The organism is Exiguobacterium sibiricum 7-3 (assembly GCF_000620865.1).
Classification (GTDB): domain Bacteria; phylum Bacillota; class Bacilli; order Exiguobacteriales; family Exiguobacteriaceae; genus Exiguobacterium_A; species Exiguobacterium_A sibiricum_A.
In genome coordinates this window covers 937,294-955,318 of record NZ_KK211190.1, presented here as the reverse complement: position 1 = coordinate 955,318, position 18,025 = coordinate 937,294, and the positions used below count along the sequence as shown (strand labels likewise).

Annotated in this window: 19 protein-coding genes; 3 read left to right on the top strand and 16 right to left on the bottom strand. The window is 47.7% G+C overall.

The window, feature by feature from the left end; genetic code table 11:
- Positions 1-15: 15 nt before the first annotated feature.
- From minD to P402_RS0105655, 16 genes are all read right to left on the bottom strand, one after another.
- Complete coding sequence (gene minD, locus P402_RS0105730; protein ID WP_051525125.1) at positions 16-864, bottom strand: septum site-determining protein MinD; 849 nt, start codon at positions 862-864, stop codon at positions 16-18.
- Positions 865-869: 5 nt separating this feature from the next.
- A complete protein-coding gene (locus tag P402_RS0105725; protein WP_026827816.1) occupies positions 870-1,544 on the bottom strand; it encodes a septum site-determining protein MinC in 675 nt (224 codons plus the stop codon).
- A gap of 3 nt (positions 1,545-1,547) precedes the next feature.
- Complete coding sequence (gene mreD, locus P402_RS0105720; RefSeq protein ID WP_012370982.1) at positions 1,548-2,051, bottom strand: rod shape-determining protein MreD; 504 nt, start codon at positions 2,049-2,051, stop codon at positions 1,548-1,550.
- On the bottom strand, positions 2,044-2,928 hold the full coding sequence (mreC, locus tag P402_RS0105715) for a rod shape-determining protein MreC (protein WP_026827815.1): 885 nt from the start codon (positions 2,926-2,928) through the stop codon (positions 2,044-2,046). Before mreC ends, mreD begins: the two co-directional genes overlap by 8 nt.
- A 14-nt stretch (positions 2,929-2,942) precedes the next feature.
- The gene (locus P402_RS0105710; RefSeq protein ID WP_012370984.1) at positions 2,943-3,977 is read right to left on the bottom strand and encodes a rod shape-determining protein; all 1,035 of its coding nucleotides are present in this window, start codon (positions 3,975-3,977) and stop codon (positions 2,943-2,945) included.
- Positions 3,978-4,138: 161 nt separating this feature from the next.
- Positions 4,139-4,771: a RadC family protein gene (gene radC, locus P402_RS0105705; RefSeq protein WP_188005452.1), complete on the bottom strand. Its 633-nt coding sequence runs from the start codon at positions 4,769-4,771 to the stop codon at positions 4,139-4,141.
- A 47-nt stretch (positions 4,772-4,818) separates the two neighbouring features.
- The gene (locus P402_RS0105700; protein ID WP_051525189.1) at positions 4,819-5,397 is read right to left on the bottom strand and encodes a Maf family protein; all 579 of its coding nucleotides are present in this window, start codon (positions 5,395-5,397) and stop codon (positions 4,819-4,821) included.
- A gap of 107 nt (positions 5,398-5,504) precedes the next feature.
- On the bottom strand, positions 5,505-6,236 hold the full coding sequence (locus P402_RS0105695) for a hypothetical protein (protein ID WP_026827812.1): 732 nt from the start codon (positions 6,234-6,236) through the stop codon (positions 5,505-5,507).
- Positions 6,233-7,984 (bottom strand): fimbrial assembly protein, encoded by a 1,752-nt coding sequence (locus P402_RS0105690; protein WP_026827811.1) that lies wholly within the window; start codon positions 7,982-7,984, stop codon positions 6,233-6,235. The genes P402_RS0105695 and P402_RS0105690 overlap by 4 nt, the downstream gene beginning before the upstream one ends.
- Positions 7,985-8,002: 18 nt before the next feature.
- Complete coding sequence (locus tag P402_RS0105685; RefSeq protein WP_026827810.1) at positions 8,003-8,758, bottom strand: prepilin peptidase; 756 nt, start codon at positions 8,756-8,758, stop codon at positions 8,003-8,005.
- A gap of 58 nt (positions 8,759-8,816) precedes the next feature.
- Positions 8,817-9,341, bottom strand: coding sequence for a type II secretion system protein (locus tag P402_RS0105680; protein WP_026827809.1), 525 nt, complete (start codon positions 9,339-9,341; stop codon positions 8,817-8,819).
- A gap of 138 nt (positions 9,342-9,479) precedes the next feature.
- Positions 9,480-10,697 (bottom strand): type II secretion system F family protein, encoded by a 1,218-nt coding sequence (locus P402_RS0105675; protein ID WP_026827808.1) that lies wholly within the window; start codon positions 10,695-10,697, stop codon positions 9,480-9,482.
- Between the two features lie 4 nt (positions 10,698-10,701).
- Positions 10,702-11,745, bottom strand: a complete 1,044-nt coding sequence (locus P402_RS0105670; protein WP_012370992.1) for a type IV pilus twitching motility protein PilT — start codon at positions 11,743-11,745, stop codon at positions 10,702-10,704.
- Positions 11,742-13,406, bottom strand: a complete 1,665-nt coding sequence (locus P402_RS0105665) for a GspE/PulE family protein (protein ID WP_026827807.1) — start codon at positions 13,404-13,406, stop codon at positions 11,742-11,744. The genes P402_RS0105670 and P402_RS0105665 overlap by 4 nt, the downstream gene beginning before the upstream one ends.
- Positions 13,407-13,414: 8 nt before the next feature.
- On the bottom strand, positions 13,415-13,729 hold the full coding sequence (locus P402_RS0105660; protein ID WP_026827806.1) for a hypothetical protein: 315 nt from the start codon (positions 13,727-13,729) through the stop codon (positions 13,415-13,417).
- A 26-nt stretch (positions 13,730-13,755) separates the two neighbouring features.
- A complete protein-coding gene (locus P402_RS0105655) occupies positions 13,756-15,120 on the bottom strand; it encodes a G5 domain-containing protein (RefSeq protein WP_026827805.1) in 1,365 nt (454 codons plus the stop codon).
- 172 nt (positions 15,121-15,292) lie between these two features.
- Between P402_RS0105655 and P402_RS0105650 the strand changes: the two genes are divergently transcribed.
- From P402_RS0105650 to P402_RS0105640, 3 genes are read left to right on the top strand one after another with little or no spacing between them, the layout of a single operon-like run.
- Entirely contained in the window at positions 15,293-15,817 is a 525-nt protein-coding gene (locus P402_RS0105650; RefSeq protein WP_012370996.1) for a type IV pilus modification PilV family protein, read from the top strand.
- Positions 15,780-16,394 (top strand): type II secretion system protein, encoded by a 615-nt coding sequence (locus P402_RS0105645; RefSeq protein WP_026827804.1) that lies wholly within the window; start codon positions 15,780-15,782, stop codon positions 16,392-16,394. Before P402_RS0105650 ends, P402_RS0105645 begins: the two co-directional genes overlap by 38 nt.
- 17 nt (positions 16,395-16,411) lie before the next feature.
- Positions 16,412-17,980, top strand: coding sequence for a type II secretion system protein (locus P402_RS0105640; RefSeq protein WP_026827803.1), 1,569 nt, complete (start codon positions 16,412-16,414; stop codon positions 17,978-17,980).
- The last annotated feature ends 45 nt before the right edge of the window (positions 17,981-18,025 follow it).

Genomic DNA, 18,025 nt, shown 5'->3' with positions numbered 1-18,025 from the left:
CTATTTTTCCCCATCTTATTTCATGCCAAGCATTTTTTTCAGTTTCACGAAAAATCCTTTTTGCGGCTGTTCCATGATGTCGAGCAACGGAACGGACTCTCCGAGAATCCGTCGCGTGATGTTCCGGTAGCCGAGACCAGCCCGATTATCCGGATTCATCGTCACGGGCACACCGCGGTGAGACGCTGCGATGACTTCTTCATCATCGACGATCAAACCAAGCAGATCGATCGACAAGATACGCATGATTTCGTCGATATCGAGCATATCTCCAGCCGCCATCATATGCGAGCGGACACGGTTAACGACGAGCTTCGGCACGATTTGACGCTCCGAACGCTCCAGCATCCCGATGATTCGGTCTGCATCCTGAACCGCAGCTTTTTCCGGTGTCGTGACAATAATGGCTTCGTCTGCACCGGCAATCGCATTCATGAAGCCTTGTTCGATTCCTGCCGGGCAGTCAATCAAAACAAAGTCATACTCTAATTTTAATGAGTCAATGATGCCTTTTACCTGTTCCGGTGTGACGGATGATTTATCCTTAGACTGAGCAGCAGGTAACAGATACATTTCTTCAAAACGTTTATCACGGACGAGGGCTTGATGCAGTTTACATTGTCCGGTTACGACGTCAACGATATTATAGATACTCCGGTTGTCGAGGCCAAGTACGATATCCAGATTCCGAAGACCGATATCTGTATCGACGAGACAAACCGAATTCCCCATCAGCGCAAGTGCTGTCCCGATGTTTGCAGTCGTCGTCGTCTTACCGACTCCACCTTTACCAGATGTGACGACGATGGCACGTCCTACATGCGTTTTCGCATCTTTATGTACCTGTTCTTTCACTTGTTCCATATCTGTCACCCTCTTTCACTATCAATCGCAAATTGATCCATCCGCGCAAGCGGAACGGTTTGAAGACGAGAAAATTCGACTCCTGTTTCCCCTACAAAAGCACAACCCATGTCTAACGCCTTGATCGGCGCATCATCCGGATCTTCATGGACGAAATCGGAAATCGAAATCCATTTCGGCTGCAGGATACTTGCCGCAATTACAGCCTGTTCGTTCCCGCCTTTTCCTGCATGAACGGTCCCCCGTAACGCACCGAGACAATAAATGCTGCCGGTTGCGTGAACGACGGCTCCCGGATTGATGTCGCCAATGACGACGATCGACCCTTCGACATCTACGACATGCCCACTTCGGGCCGTGCCGCCAAAGTAATGAAATGTTCGTTCCCCGTAAAGAGCTTTCGCTTCATCCTTCGTCAGACACTCGCTGTCGTACCCGTTAAACGAAAATGAATCATGACGCGCAACGATGGACTCGACGGCCGTCACAACGCCTTCGTCGACATAACGGCGACCGAAGAAGAAGGTAATCGGAACGGCGCGTCCGTTCTCGACGGATTTGTCGGCAAGCGTCAATTCTAAATCGTCAAGAAATTCATCCACACTGCACCTTTCATTCACATAGACGGCGAGGCCACCACGATGACCTTTCATCGTTACATAACGCTTACGCTCAATCATGACTCATCCTCTTTTCTCATCAAATGTGGATTGCACCAGTCGCGTCATCGGATAATACAGCACGATGATTCCAATCAACTGAGCAATGAGACTCCTTGGAATGATTTGCGTCGCGAGTTCCTTGAAGGGAACACCGACTCCTACGACCGAAGCCGTGAAGAAATAAATATCCAGTTCAAACAAAATAGCGCTGAACGTAAAGGTGACGATAATCGTTAATACGTTCTCCTTTACATATTTTAGCACGAAGCTACTAAAAAGCGGAATGGCAGATAGCGCAAATAAATAAATTCCGATGATATCCGAATAGACGAAATCATATAACAGACCGAACAACAATCCAAAACCAAGCGCTTGTTCGATTTTTCCATAACGTCCCAAAAACATCAATGCGATCAACGTGACATGGATGACGTAAGGAGAACCGTCTCCAAGCGGACCCGCAAACAGCGTTCCTTCCAAGATAAAAAGAAGGAACACGGCGAAAAACAACTTGATGTTATTCACGAGTGTCCCCTCCCTTGTCGGTCTCAGCGAAAGGTTCCTTCGCTTCGCGCTGAATCACGAAAACATGACCAAACTGTTCGAAGTCTGCTGCCGGTTTGACGTATGCGATTTTCGAAGCACCGTATTGATCCGATTTCACCTGTTCGATTTTTCCGACCACGATACCACTCGGATACTTACCACCGAGTCCAGATGTCGTAACAATCTGGCCTTTTTTCAGTTTGGCATCATTCGGAATCTTCGTGAATTTCAAGAGATTCGTCTCTTCGTCAAATCCTTCGATCGTACCGAAGATACTTTTTCCTTTCGTATCGTCAGCTACCGCTGAGACATTGTTCGTCCGGCTCGTATCCGATAACAATTGAACGAGTGATGTGTAGGCACTTGTCTGAATGACACGGCCAATTAAACCATCTGCCGTTACGACGGCCATATTGGCTTTGACACCTTGTTCTTTTCCGATATTGACCGTGACGAAGCGTTGCCATTCGGATGACGTGCGACCGATCATTTCTGCCGGTAATAACGTATAATCCCGAATCGACCCTTTTAGCTTCAACATGTCTTTTAATTCACTGTTCTCACGTTCCAGATCGCGGACTTTGACGGAATTTCCGGCATAGTCGCCCAGTCGTGATTTTAAATACTCATTTTCCTTATACACATCGCGCACTTCTTTAACCGAAGTGACCGTATCATCAATCCAGCCAATCGGTGTCGCAAAAAGACGCTGTCCAACGCCGACGGTATCGCGGACAAAACTTTGATACCAGTGGGTTTGGTTACGTCCTTGGAGCGAGATCCCGATTAAAATCACCAAAAGGAGAAAACTAAGGAGTGTGATGAGCAGTTTTCGATTATTTAAAAATCGCTTCATCGCTCATCCCGTCCTTATCTTTTTTGTGAGATGCCTGATTTCGAACGTAACACATTCATCATCTCCAACGATTTACCTGTACCAATTGCGACACAGTCGAGCGCGTTTTCCGCAACGAGTGTCAAGATGCGTGTTTCATCTTCAATCACAGCATCCAAGTTTTTCAGAAGGGCGCCGCCGCCTGTCAAGACGATTCCGCGGTCCATGACGTCTGCTGATAATTCTGGCGGTGTTTGTTCAAGCGTGTGTTTAACACCGGCTAAAATCGCATCGACCGTATCCGACAACGCATCACAAATTTCTGCACTTGTGACTTCGATTTGTTTCGGAAGTCCTGTCACGAGATCACGTCCACGAATCTCCATCGTCTCGTTTTCCGATTCTTCATCAATCCGGGCATAACCGATCGTCATTTTCAACGTTTCAGCCGTCCGCTCACCAATCATCAGATTGTATTTCGATTTGATGTAACGAATGATGGACTCGTCCATCTCATCTCCACCGACACGAATCGATTGGCTTGTGACGATACCGCCAAGTGAGATGACAGCAACTTCCGTCGTTCCGCCACCGATATCGACGACCATGGATCCCGTTGGTTCAGAAACCGGAAGACCTGCTCCGATTGCTGCTGCAAACGGCTCTTCAATCGTATAGGCTTCGCGTGCACCAGCGAGTTTCGCTGCGTCTTCGACCGCACGTTTTTCAACGGATGTGATACCGCTTGGTACACAAATCATGACGTTTGTTTTAGACGAAAATAATCCTTTTTTCTTCGTTGCTTGATCCATGAAGTATTTGATCATCGTAGCCGTTGTTTCATAATCGGCGATAACCCCATCTTTCATCGGGCGTCGTGCCGTCACGTTTCCCGGTGTCCGTCCAATCATGTTTTTTGCTGCATTACCTACTGCTTCAATCTTTCCTGTATCGGTACGGAATGCGACGACAGAAGGTTCGCGCACGACGATTCCTTGCCCCTTCACATAAACGAGCGTATTTGCCGTACCTAAGTCAATGCCGATTTCACGGCTAAATGATCCAAACATTATTCAAAAAACCCCTCTCTGAGAATACACTTCACTAATTATAACGGAAAAGCCTTCCTAGGAAAGCGTTAAAACGTTACAGCTTGTTTACAGTTCATTGGTCGCTACAAAAGTAAAAACGCCTGAGGTCAGGAAGCATCGTTCCCCCTCAGACGTTATTCTTACATAAATCCCCGCTGTTTCATACTAATAAATTGTCCATGCCCGATGACGAGGTGATCGATGCAACTGATTCCGATCAATCTCCCGGCCTCGACCATTCGTTCCGAGACTTCGATATCTTCGCGGCTCGGCGTCGGATCACCGGACGGGTGATTGTGGACGGCTATGAAACTTGCCGCCGAACAACGGATCGCCTCCCGAAATATGTCGCGCGGGTGAACAATCGATGTATTGAGTCCACCGATAAACAGTGTTTTTTTCGAAATAACCTCATTTTTCGTATTCAAGTACAGACAGATAAAGTGTTCCTGCTGATAGAGACGCATCTCTTCCATCAATAATTCAGCGGCATCATCCGGTGAGCGGACGACCGGGCGGACCCATTTCGGTTCCGTGACAAGACGTCGGCCGAGTTCAAGTCCTGCCATGATTTGGAGCGCCTTTGCTTTTCCGACGCCCGGTGCCTTTTCCAGTCCGCCGACCCCTGCCGCTTCAAGTTCGATCAGCGACGGATAGATATCGAGTAAATCCTCGGCAATTTCAAGTGGACTCCGGTTCCGCGTCCCGCTGCGGACGAGACATGCTAATAGTTCCACCGTCGTCGCCTGTGCCAACCCCTTTAACTGAATCATATCTTTTGGCCATTCAATCACTTCATCCGACCTTTCTGTACAAGGAATTACGCGAACATCGGCTTGATTCCAAACGTTTCGAGACGACGGCTGATCGGATTGATCGGTAAACCGACGACATTATAATAATCCCCGTCAATCGCTTCGACGAACAGACCGCCTTTTCCTTGAATGCCGTATCCGCCCGCTTTGTCATACGGTTCTTTCGTCGCGACATAAGCGAACATCCAGCTTTCCGGAATATCACAGAATCGGACGGTCGTCGTAATTGTGAACGTCTCCTCTCGTTCATCCTGCAAAAGCGTCACCCCGGTCACGACTTCATGCGTTCGTCCAGATAACCGCCGTAACATTTCGAGGGCCGCCGGTTGATCGGCCGGTTTTTCAAGAATGTGGTGATCCAGTGCCACGACCGTATCCGCTGCCAGAACGATTTCCCCGGGCTTCGCTACGGTACGCGCTTTTTTCCGTGATAAATACATCACGTACTCGTCAGCCGTCATCGGGTATGGGGCTTCCTCCAACACATCGGCCGGCCGTATCGTATGGGGCACACCAATCTGCCGTAACAGTTCAGTCCGTCTCGGAGATGCTGAAGCCAGAATCAATGGGTGTTGCGTTATCATCATTATCACGCTCTTTTCCTTCTTTTTCGACCAGTCTTACTGGAATCAACTTTCAGTATAACGAAAAACAAGTGCCGCTCCGAGTCAGAGCAACACCTGTTTTTTGATTAATTATCTGTAACATCGACAAACGGATCCGATTTAGGTGTCGTCTCTTGAAGAGGCGTCTGTTTATCCGGAATCAGCTGCGTCAAATCCGGGCGGTAGTAACTTTCGATTTCCACCGTAAAGGACATCATCTCGTCCTCTAATACGATCATCTGGCTTCCCGGACCGGGTTCATCCGGACCTGTCAGCTGAATTTGACGTAAAATCGTAATCCGGTCCGTCCGTTCGATCTGTTTGAGGAAGGCCATCAGTTCAAGATAGGACGGAGCCTCGACCGTCAAAGAAGCTGGCAGTGCCGTCGCGGTTGTGGTCGCAACCGGTGTCTCTGCCGTCTGGGCAGCTTCCGTCTCGGATTCTGTTGCCATCGCACCATCGACGGCAGGCGTTGACTGGACCGGCGATGCAGGAGCTGCTTCCGTTCCGGTTGCACCAAACGTGATAGCTTGGACTTTCACACCGGCAATTTGACTGGCCGCATTGATTGCATCAATCACGTCATCATTCGCTGGTACGACCGGGACTTGTTTTTGAAGAAAGCTGGATTCGGCGACATCCACTTTCTGTTCATTCGCCTTCGCTGCTTCAAGCGCCATCTGTTCCCGCTCAAGCGTCGCTTCGGTTTGTTTCATTTCCTGGTAAGTCGTATACGTCGTATAGCCGAAGTAAGAGAGGCCGCCGACAATCAGGACGATCGTCAAGGCAAGAAGAATGAGACCACTGTATCGTTTCAATTTTCTTCCACCTCCTCTACTTCAGTCGATACCGGTTCGTTTGCATCTGTACCGGTGTCTGTCGTCGGCGGTTCCACCGTTTCAGTTGCTTCCGATTCAGGATCGACCACGGCATCCGTCACCGCGTCTTCCTTCGGCGCATCAGGATCCGCCTGGTTCGTTTCCCCTTTGATGACTTCTGCCGGAACGACCGTCAGACCGAATTGTCCGATATAACGGGGTTCTTCCGTCTCCGTATCATCCGTCGGCGTAATTGTCGTCGATGGAATTTCTTGACCGGTCGTCGGATCAATTGTCGTCGATGTGACGACTTCCGCCTCTTCATTCATCGTTTTCGTCGTGACACTCGTTAACGTCACTCCGGTGAAGGCCGTGTCCGTCAACAATTGACGGTAAAATCCGTTTAACTCTTCGAGCGTCTCGAACTGAGCGTTCATTGTTACGAGATGGTCGGCGCCATAAGCAAACTGCAGGATATAGCCGCGTTCCGGCAAATATCGCGTAATCCGTTCAAGAGCCGGAACAGCCGGACGTGGTGTCGCTTCAAGCCCGTCAACTGTCTGCTTGAGCTGCGCGACTTCTTGTTTGGCGGATTGGGCCGATTCCGATTGTAGCGTCCGGACGATTTGAATCTGGTTGTTCGCGGTTTCGATCCGGTCGGCAAATTGATCGGTCTGCCAGTAGAGATATCCTCCGGCTATCCCGCCGAATAGCAACAGGATGAGGGAAGCTACCAGTGGAAACTTAGGAGCCACATCACTGTCCGGCAACAAGTTAATCCGGTCTTTGTGGACCGTTGCTAATCCAACGAGGGGTAAGTAAGCTTTTGGAATCGATTGACCTGCCACATCAAGTACATCCGGTACTTGTTCCAACCGGACATCAAAGTTCGTTTCAAACCGGCGGACCAGCTCCTCTTGAAACGGAAAATCTCCAGTCAGCATGACACGGCTAATTTCCCGCCCGTCCCGTGCTAACGAGAAGCGATAGAAATCAAGCACACGTGAAAATTCCAGTAACATCTCTTCCAAGATGAATTCGACGTTGGCATCGTCCGATTGATACCGGTAATGCAACCGGTCCTCGATGACATCGACTTCCCAGGCATTCGCGACAAACGTATCGACCGAACGAATCAGACGCGGTATCTTGTCTTCAATGATGATCAGCTGATGATTCGTCGCGTTGACGTTCCAAATCAATAGATTACTGTCGGCTTCGACCTCATACAGCGCATCGAGACCAAAAAACGTTGCCAGTGGCTGGGGCTCCGCTGCCACGAGACGGATATGTTTTTTCCGGAATAGTTCCATGTACTGTTTTAACGCTTCGTTTGGTGCCGCATACAACATGATTTCCCGTTTACCGTCTTCTTCGAGCAGCGTGTAATCAAAATACGGTTCTTCAAACGGCAGGACGATGCTGTGTCCCAGTTCCATAAACAAATATCCGCGAATCTGATTCGTCTCGACCGTCTCCGGAATTTCGAGTTTCCGGGCCAGGACGAGTGATCCATCAATCGCCAAGACCGCTTGCGAACCGCGGGGAACCTTTAACTTCGCCAGTAAGCTGTCAAAAATCAGATCAAGCGATGCTTCCGGTTGGAGCCACCCCCCTTGAAGGGTCCCGGGCGGTAACGAGACGACGCCTCGCCGCTTAATGACACCTTTTTTAACGACCGCTCCAAAAATCCCGACATCTGTGAAATTAAAGTAAATATATGTACCTCTGCGCCGAGCTTGCGCCATATGTATGTTCTTCCTTTCCTAGAGGAACAGATCGAGATAAAGCTTCACCCAATCGTCCGCGAAATAATATGTCAGTAATGTTCCGACGGCAATCGAGGGAACAAACGGAATCGGTTGTTTTCGTTCCACGCGTTTGAAGCCGAGTAACCCCAGTCCGATGATTGATCCGACGAACGCGGAAACAAACAGGGCGATGACGACGTGTAACGGACCTAAAAAAATCCCGAGCACACCAAACAACTTGACGTCTCCTGCCCCCATCCCTTGCCGTGACGCAAGAAAGATCGCGAACAATAGAAAGAATCCGACGAATCCGCCAATAATTGGATTATACCAGTTCTCAAGGGGAGAAAGGTAGCGAACAATCAGACTAATCGGTAAAAAGAATAATAAGATTTTGTTCGGAATCAACATGTAGGCAAGATCGGACATGACGAGGATACTGAGCAGGCTCGTCAGCAGAATCGACAGGACGAATTGCATCGACCAACCGAACTGATAAAAGGCATAAGCATATAGGATGCCCCCGAGTAATTCGAGCGCCGGATATTTGATCGAAATCGGCAGCTGACACGTCCGGCATTTGCCGCGCAAAACGAGATAGCCGATGACCGGCGTCAACTCGAGTGGACCGAGAACATGCCCGCAGTTGGGACAATGCGAGCGCGGACGAACAATCGATTCCCCGACCGGCACCCGTAAGCCGACGACGTTCGTAAATGAGGTCACGAGCATTCCAATCAGAAAAAAGTAAACGGTGAAAACGATAGTCATCGTGCGTTCCCTCCTTAAAAAAGTTCAGAAAAAAACCCCCGAGATGGGGGCTTTCATCTTATTTTTCAACTACTCCAGCACGTTTTAAATCTTTTGGCGCTGCTGCTGTAAAGTATGTGTAATCTGTTGATTCACTTTTCAGCGTAACTTCATAATCATACGAACCATTCTTCTCAGTCACAGTAACGAACGAATCTTCATAAGGTGCATCAGAATTTAAAGCATCTTTCATATCATCGATATATTTTTTTAATGAATCTGTTCGAGGTGCATCTTTTGTACCTTTAGCTACACCGTTAGCTGTAATTGGTTTTTTATCTTGATTAATACCTACTTTAACTGTTTCCCCAGGCTGAACAGGGTTTGAAGACGTATACAGTTTTGCTGCTGCTACCAATTGTTTCGCATCGGACACAACCGCATCCTTACGTGAGTTCTCAATCAATCCGCCGATGGCGACGACAGCGATTGCTGCAATGATTCCTAAGATAACGACAACAACGAGCAACTCGATCAATGTCAAGCCGCGCTCGTCACGCATTTGTTTCGCATCGAGCCAAATCTCTTTCAGACGTTCTAACATGTTTATTATTCCTCCCTAGTACTTTTTTACTGTTCCTGGCGTATAGGTCATACTGTCCAGATGAATACTATTATAGTAGCACCATATTTTTTGTAGAAAATGTCTTTTTTGTACAATAGGTAAATGTTTTGACAGTTGTCAACTGGCCTGAATATCGGAGTAGATTTTGAACATCGGTACGACAACGGCGATGACAATGACACCAACGATAACTGCTAATACGACAATCAACAACGGTTCGATGATTGACTTCAAGCGATCCGTCGTCGTTTCAACTTCGGTTTCATAAAAATCGGCGACTTCCGTCAGCATCGAGTCGAGCCGTCCCGACTCCTCCCCAATCGCAATCATCTGAGTGACGAGAGGTGGAAAATATTTGTTTTTTGATAAGGGTTCATGCATCGGAATCCCGCGTGACATTGCTTCGTTTGCAGCGGCAATTCCTTTACGGATGACCCGGTTCGTGACGATCCGTTCCGTGATGTCGAGGGACGCGAGAATCGGGACGGAGGCATTCAGTAAAACGGCCAGCCCCCGTGTCATCAAGGCGATTTGTGATTTTTGAATCAATGGGCCAAACACGGGAATCATCAATAACAGACGGTCAAAGATAACGCGTTGCCGCTCATTCTTTAAGTTGAAGTACAGCAGACCGAGCAAACCAAAAGCAATCAGCAGTAAGACCCACCAATAGGCGACAAAAAAGTCAGAAACCGCAACGACGATTTTTGTGATCAACGGCAACTCACTTCCCAGTTGGTCAAAAATCGACGCAAACGTCGGGACGACGTTCAGCATTAAGAAGACGACAACGCCGATGGCAACAATCGAGACGACTGCCGGATAAATCAACGCCGAGATGACCTTCCGTTTGATCTCGTACTGCTTCTGAAGCTGAGTGACGATATTATCAAGCGCTTCTTCCAAGTTTCCGCTTGCTTCCCCCGCCATCGCCATACTGACAAAAAACGTATCGAAGACACGGGGATGTTTTTCAATCGCTTGCGAAAATTGAATTCCGCTCCGTAGATCATCTTCAACCTCGACAAGTGCCCGTTCGAGCGGTTTCGAATCGGTCTGTTTGCGCAAGATTTCCGTCGCTTTGACGATCGAGACCCCGGACCGTACAAGTGTCGCAAACTGACGGGCATACATGACGAGATGCTCGATTTTCGGTTTCGCGGTTAAAAATGTAATCTCTGTATTTAAGCCTTTTGATTCTTGTTTTTCAAGCAGCGTCACGGCAATTTGATCGGTCCGTAATCGTTCTGCCGCTTCCCGTTTCGTTAGTGCTGTGATCTTGCCTTTTTTTCGTTTGCCGGTCATTGTTCGACCTTCATATTTAAAGACTGTCATTAATTCACCCCGATATGTAAGGTGTCGCGGCAGATGCTGGGATCAATCCACGACTCACTAAGTCTTGTAATGCCATCTGCATCGTCTGCATCCCGTATTGCTTCCCTGTCTGCAGAACAGATTGAATCTGATATTCTTTCCCGGTCCGGATCAAGTTTGACACAGCCGGTGTCTCGACCATGATTTCAAGTGCTGCGACACGACCCGTTCCGTCTGTTCGCGGCATTAGCCGTTGTGAGACGACACCGGCTAGAACGTTCGCGAGTTGAGCCCGAATCTGGTCTTGTTGCTCGGACGGAAAGACATCGATGATGCGGCTGACCGTCGATGCCGCCGTCGACGTATGGACGGTCGCGAAAACTAGATGACCGGTCTCTGCTGCCGTCACGGCGGTTGAAATCGTTTCCAGATCGCGCATCTCACCGAGTAAGATGACATCCGGATCCTGACGCAGGGCAGACCGTAAGCCGGTCGCAAACCGCGGCGCATCGATTCCGATTTCCCGCTGATCAATCAGACTTTTCTGATGACTATGCAAATATTCAATCGGATCTTCGAGCGTGATGATCCGCTTATACATCGTCTGGTTGATTTCATTGATCATCGCTGCCAGTGTCGTCGATTTCCCGGAACCGGTCGGACCGGTCACGAGAATCAAACCGTGCGGCTTCGTCAAAAAACGTTTTAAGACCGGCGGTAATGACAATTGATCGAGTGTCGGGACTTCGGTCGGAATTGTCCGGAAAGCCATCGACAACGCACCGCGTTGATAAAAACAATTGACGCGGTAGCGCGCCACTCCTGTCACACCAAATGAAAAGTCGATATCGCGATCCTGTTTTAACTGTAAAAACATTTCCTCGGTAATAAGGGAACGGACGAACCCTTCAATGATGATCGGCTTCATCTTTTCCGAGCCAAACGGTGTCAGGACACCGTTGATGCGAAAGACCGGTGGTGAGCCGGCCGTCAAATGGACATCAGATGCTTCTTTTTCTTTTGACGATCGTAAAATGTCTTCAATTTGGGCGCGTTCCATCGTACTCATTCGGAAATCACCGTCCGGAGGATTTCTTCCGTCGTCGTGATCCCTTGGGCGACTTTAGATAAACCGTCCGCTAGCAATAACCTTTGTCCTTGTGATCTTACATACATCGTGATTTCACTCTCCGTTGATTGATTCATGATCATCCGTCGTAAGCTTTCATCAACCATGACAACTTCTTGAATCGCCAGACGTCCACGATAGCCTGTCATGTTACAAGAGGAGCAGCCGCGTCCCCGCATGACGGTCGTCGCTGTGATTCCTTCTTGTGCAAACAATTCTTCTTCCCGTTTCGACAACGGCTGGACTTCCCCGCAGTCACGGCACACCCGCCGGACGAGGCGTTGGGCAATCAATCCGGTGACCGAGGCCGCGACAAGGAATGGTTCAACCCCCATATCGATCAATCGGGTAATCGAACTGACGGCCGAATTCGTGTGCAAGGTCGAGAGAACAAGGTGACCGGTTAATGAAGCCCGGATTGAAATCTCGGCTGTTTCAATGTCCCGAATCTCCCCGACCATGACGACGTTTGGATCCTGTCGCAGAATCGAACGGAGACCACTGGCAAACGTCAAGCCGATTTTTGAGTTGACCTGAACCTGATTGATACCGTCGACTTGATACTCGACCGGATCTTCGACGGTAATGATATTCCGTGTTTCATCGTTCAATTCATTTAAAGCGGCATACAATGTCGAGGATTTCCCGGATCCGGTTGGTCCCGTGATTAAGATAATCCCGTTTGGCCGTTTGAGCATCTCACGGAATTGTTGTTCGTTCCGTTCACTGAAACCGATTTTTGCAATCGAGATGTTGGAATTTGAACTGTCGAGAATCCGAATGACGACTTTTTCGCCGTAGACAGTCGGTAATGTCGAGACCCGGAAATCATACGCAACGCCATTATGTAGGAATTTAATTCGTCCATCCTGTGGTAACCGGGATTCCGTAATGTCCAGTTCGCTCATGACTTTAATCCGGGTCGTCAAAATATTTTGAATCTGTTTCGGATAATTGTTTTCTGTCCGTAATTCACCATCAATCCGAATTCGGATTGACAGCGATGTTTCTTGTGGATCCATATGAATATCGGATGCCCGCTGGGAAATTCCGTTTTCGAGTATTTGATTGACCAGACGGATAATGGGAGCATCTTCACGTGTCACGGTATCACGTGATGTATCCGAAATCGTCATCTCGTCGGACTCGAGTAATTCTCGCAGGGATGAATCGATATCGTAATACTTTAAAATCGTCCGCCGGATTTCGTCGCGTGTCGCAAGTCCCACCTCAATCATCAATCCTGTCTGCAACCGCAAATCATCAATTGCAATTAAATCCATCGGATCTGCCATCGCGATGAACAGCCGATTTCCTTCTCGATAAACCGGCACTAATGTATGCCGCTGCGCCAGTTCTTTTGAGATCAATTTCGTTACCGCGACATCGACCGGATAGTTATACAGTTGAATGACAGGAATTTTTAATTGATGATGCAACGCTTCAATCAATTGTTGTTCGGTTAAATGACCGAGTCGTAGTAAGGTATCCCCTAATTTTTCCGATGTCCGTTTGACGGATAAAGCCTCTTCAATCTGTGCTTCCGTCACGACACTTTCTTCCAACAGCATTTCGCCTAAACGTTTTCGTTTCATCGCCATTTACGTTGTCATCCTTCCGCGTGCCATGTTTCTTCTTCGTCAAGTGGTGTCAGTTTTTGTTTTTTTTCATCCACGACACTCGTAATTGCCGTTACAACGAGAATCAATACGATATAACCGGCAATGACCAAAGGATTCGAAATCCAGTCAAACTTGACGATTAAATAGAGGGAATTGACCAAGACGAGCGCCGTCAATGAAAGAATCACTTTTGCTGCTGTAGTCGTGACAAAAGGAATTTGAATCGCAAACATCAAACCACAAATGATGGTCGCAAGACCGATAATGATGCCAAGCTCGATTGCTAAGTCCGTCCAGTTCATGTTCATCCTCTTTTCTTTTAGGAAAATCAGCCGACAGCGCCTTCTGTCGAATCATCTTCGACTGGAGATGCCGGGTCCCCTGTTGTTGGTGTATCCGGAGTATCTGGTGTTGTCGGTTGCTCCGGTGTTACAGGTTCTTCTGGTGTCGTCGTTCCGTCTGTTGTTCCATCCGTTGAGTCAGTTGTTGAGTTATCTGTCGAGTCATTGGTTGTTTCATCATTCGTCGTCTCGTCCGTCGAGTCGGTTGACGGTTCTTCTGCCGGTGGTGTGACGACAGGCGGTAACTCTTCTTGACTGCTCTTCGTCACAATGGCTGGTGTGGCTGCATAAAAATCAAGGGCCAGTAATCGTTTGACTTCTCCTTGATTTGATTTCGTGACACGATACAACTCAATTGATTTTCCTTCGATGCCTGATTGCGTATCACTGCTTGTTCCCGCAGATAGCGTTGCAGAATAGCGTGTGATTGTCCGGTACGGAATTGTTTTTTCCGCTTCCAGTACGGCAGAAACCGTTTCTTTGAACGGTGTCCCGCGTAATTCAAGTGTGACATCGCTCCCATTCTTCGTCGCTACGACTTGGTAGTTGACCGCTTGTGTGTTCCGAACGGCAAAATCGGTTTTTTCGTCAATCTTGACATCATAACCAAGCGTGATATCGTCCGGTAACTGCGCATGTGGCATCCGTTCGACAATCTCAAATGGCGTTTTCGCAAATAATTCATACAGTTTACTGCCAATGAAGGAGGCCGCAATCGGATCCATCCCATATGTCTTCACATTCATCAATTGACCGGCCTTAATGTCGACTTGAGCCATCGCGTCAATCATCTGTTCTTCTGCTGCCGAACGGGTCATGAACGTGACACTCGAAACGACTTCACCCGCCGGATCAATCGCTGCTGCCGTTTCAGACGGATCAAAGTTTCCTTCTTCCAATTTTTCACTTGTTTTGATTAACCAGGTGTTGAACGTCTTCACCTGCTCTTCTGTATATGTAATCGGTTGTGAGGCGAGATAGGCTTCCATCGCTGTTTGATCAACAGTTACCTCTAAAGATCCACCTTTTTTTAAGGACGCTTGTTTGATTGATTCCTCAATTTTAAATGTCACCAGTTCAGTCGGAATTGGCAATGTTTCTTCTCCTGTCCCGACGGTCAATGGTGTTTTTTTAGACCAGGACGTGACTGCTTCCTGCACTTTCGGTTTTGCTTCTTTCCGTGTCAATCCGCTGACGGGAACAGAACCAATACGCGCCGTGTCAGAGAAGTTTTCCGAGACTGTTGCTTTGCCGGTAAAGGAAATCAAGGCAAACGAAGGAACATAGATTAAGGCGATTAAGGCGACTAGCAACAGCGTATGTACAGCAAAACGTTTTAAATTTATCATCATCTGTTTCCTTTCCGTATGAAATAACCATTTCAGGTGTCTAGTATTTCCATTATAATGAATATTATGATGAAACATAAGTCCTACCTGACAAATACTTTCTCTACGTGTGAATACATACCTTTTTTTAATTTTTAGTCCAGAAATCCTATTGATTTAGACATGAGGTGAATCCGTGCCAAACAAGCAAGCTGGTTTTTCATTAATTGAGGTATTAGTAAGCATTACGATTTTATCGATTATTTCTGTATCGTTAATCAGTATCTTTTCCCAATCCCTCGCCGCATCCCGGGATAGCACCAAATTGACGTTTGCCAATTATCTCGCCAAAAATGCTGCCTCCTATATCGAGCGGGAAGCCGTCGAAGCAGAGTCCGGTCCTTTTGTTTTTAATGACTTGAAAACCAAAGCCCAACAGGCAACCTATCAGAATGGAGCTTTTGTAATGCCGACGCCGAACACGCCGTCATGTGGTGTATCGGCTATTTGTGACTCAATCTTCAATGACGCCGAAATAAATAATTTACCGTTCGATGTGAAGTTCAGTGTCACTCCACGTAAAATCAACGGACAAACGGATCCCAATCTGCTCGATTTGTATGTTTATGTCTATCCAGACGGACAATCAGAGCCCATTACTTCCTTGAAAGGATCGATTACGAATGCGACGCTTAATCAAAGTTTTCCATCAACGAAGTGACGGGTTTTCACTCGTTGAATTACTGGTCGCAATCGTCATTGCTGCGATTTTTAGTGCGGTCATCCTAACGGTGTTTATTTCGGGAACAAAAAGCTTTCAGGCAACCGGCATTATCAGTGAGTTGCGGAGTGAAGCCGACAGTTCGGTTGGTTTGATTTTAAATGAAATCACCGGGTTTGATGCTATTCGAATTGACGAACTCAATCAATTGTCATTTTATAAAAAAACACTGCCAAGTATTAGTCAATCAACAGGGCTGCTTGAACGGTCGGCCGGTTTTGTACCGTATAACGCCAATCAAGACCAAACAGACGAGACGGTCGATCCGATCACTTATACATTTGCTGAGCAACAAACCGAACAGACGACTTTGATTTATAAAGGACCGCCCGAAAGCATCAATGACCAGACACGCGTTGAAAAAACATTTACATTATCACGTCCGGAAATGGTCACGATTACGACCGGCGATTCCCCTGGGGTTTACGTCATTCACGGCATCTTGACGATTACCTTAACCATCCGGTCCGTTGATCAAGAAGAAACACAAACCCTGACGAGTACGATCGGCTTTTAAGGGAGAAAGGACGACCTATGCGAAAATCTGAAGAAGGTTACACCCTACTATTTGTATTAGTGACATTAACCGTTCTGTCCGTACTGGCGGTGGCGACAATCGGTATCAGTCTACAATCCACCCGGTTGACGGAAATCCGGGGCACGAACATCGAAGTCGAATCAGCGACACAAAATGAATTGAATCAAGCAATCGCTGCCCTGCAACAAATCGTTGCGACGACAGCCGGCACCAATCCCACCAGTTCTTCCACCGAATTATTTAAGGATCCAACCAATCAAATCATTTTAAAGCTTGCGGCTTCCGCACCGAATGTCAAAGTAGTCTTAAACGAGGCGGCCTCGAACATCCGGGTCAAGGCATTTGATTTGACCGCAGAGGTCGAAGAAACAAAAGGCGATCAGCCGACGGTCCGAAAAACGTATTCGCAACGCGTTTATCTGTCTGCGATTCCAAGTTTTTTATACTACATCTTAGGTTCGGACAATCAAGTGATTTTAAATGGCGCCCCGCGGATTCAGGGAAATATCTTTTCCCGGGAACCGTTGCAAGTATCAGCGTCACCTAACTTTATCTACAATGGTGTTTCGGGGAAGTATACGGATAAAACGGCCCGTTCTTACATCGATGGTCAAGTCAAGGTATTCCAGCCAAAGGACCAACCGTTATTGAGCTGTCGTGATTTTTTACCTTGTGATTCAAGTGTATTCGACTCGACCGTCAAAACGGACTTGTTGGCCACAAAAGACGCCTTGGTCCCGTTTGATTTTGAATTCGCCTTAAACGATTTTTTAGATATTCCGAGTACCACGCCACTCGCCACGTTATCGAGTTACTTACGAGATCAACCGATCAAACAGGCTGTCTTATCAGGTCCATTTTTAAACGAACTAAGTACAGACAAACAACTGATTCGACCGGCACCAACAGAAAACAACACGGTGACCATTACCGACGACATCGTCAAAGCTTCCACTGAACCCCTTATCATCGACGGAAACTTGACGATTTCTTCCCTCAACCCCATCGATCGACCACTTGAAATCAAACGGCCGATGATTGTTCTCGGTAATTTACTGATCCGCGGTAACGTCAGCTTTGCAACGACGATGTTTTCGACGGGCTCGAGCCGCCTGGACGATGCGAACATTCAAGGAATTGCCAGTTCAGTCAGTCAGAATACCTTGATCCTTCTCAGCAAAGGAAGTTTGACGATTAACCGCGTCAATAAATTTTCAACACCAAAAACCGCAACACCCGATATGAGTGCTTTTTTATACAGCGATGATCCAAAGCTAAACCGAATCTATTCCGTTGGTTCGACGATGAACCTGCAAGGTGGAATCTTTACGAAAGGCAGTCTCGAAGTCAATGCCTACCGCGGAACGCTTGATTTACCGGAAAACAGTTTCCCGCAAGATGTAACAGCACTCGAGACCTTGATGAAGGCCAAGCAATCCGCTGATGCTGAAAAATCCCGTCTTCGTTTAACTTACGATGCGAGTGTTCTTCAAAATCCAACAGCGATGCTTCCGCTCAGCCGAGCCGTTCAACTCTATGTCGAGACGCCGAAACGGCTTCCATGACAAACAAAAACACGACACCCGTCAACAGCGGATGTCGTGTTTTTC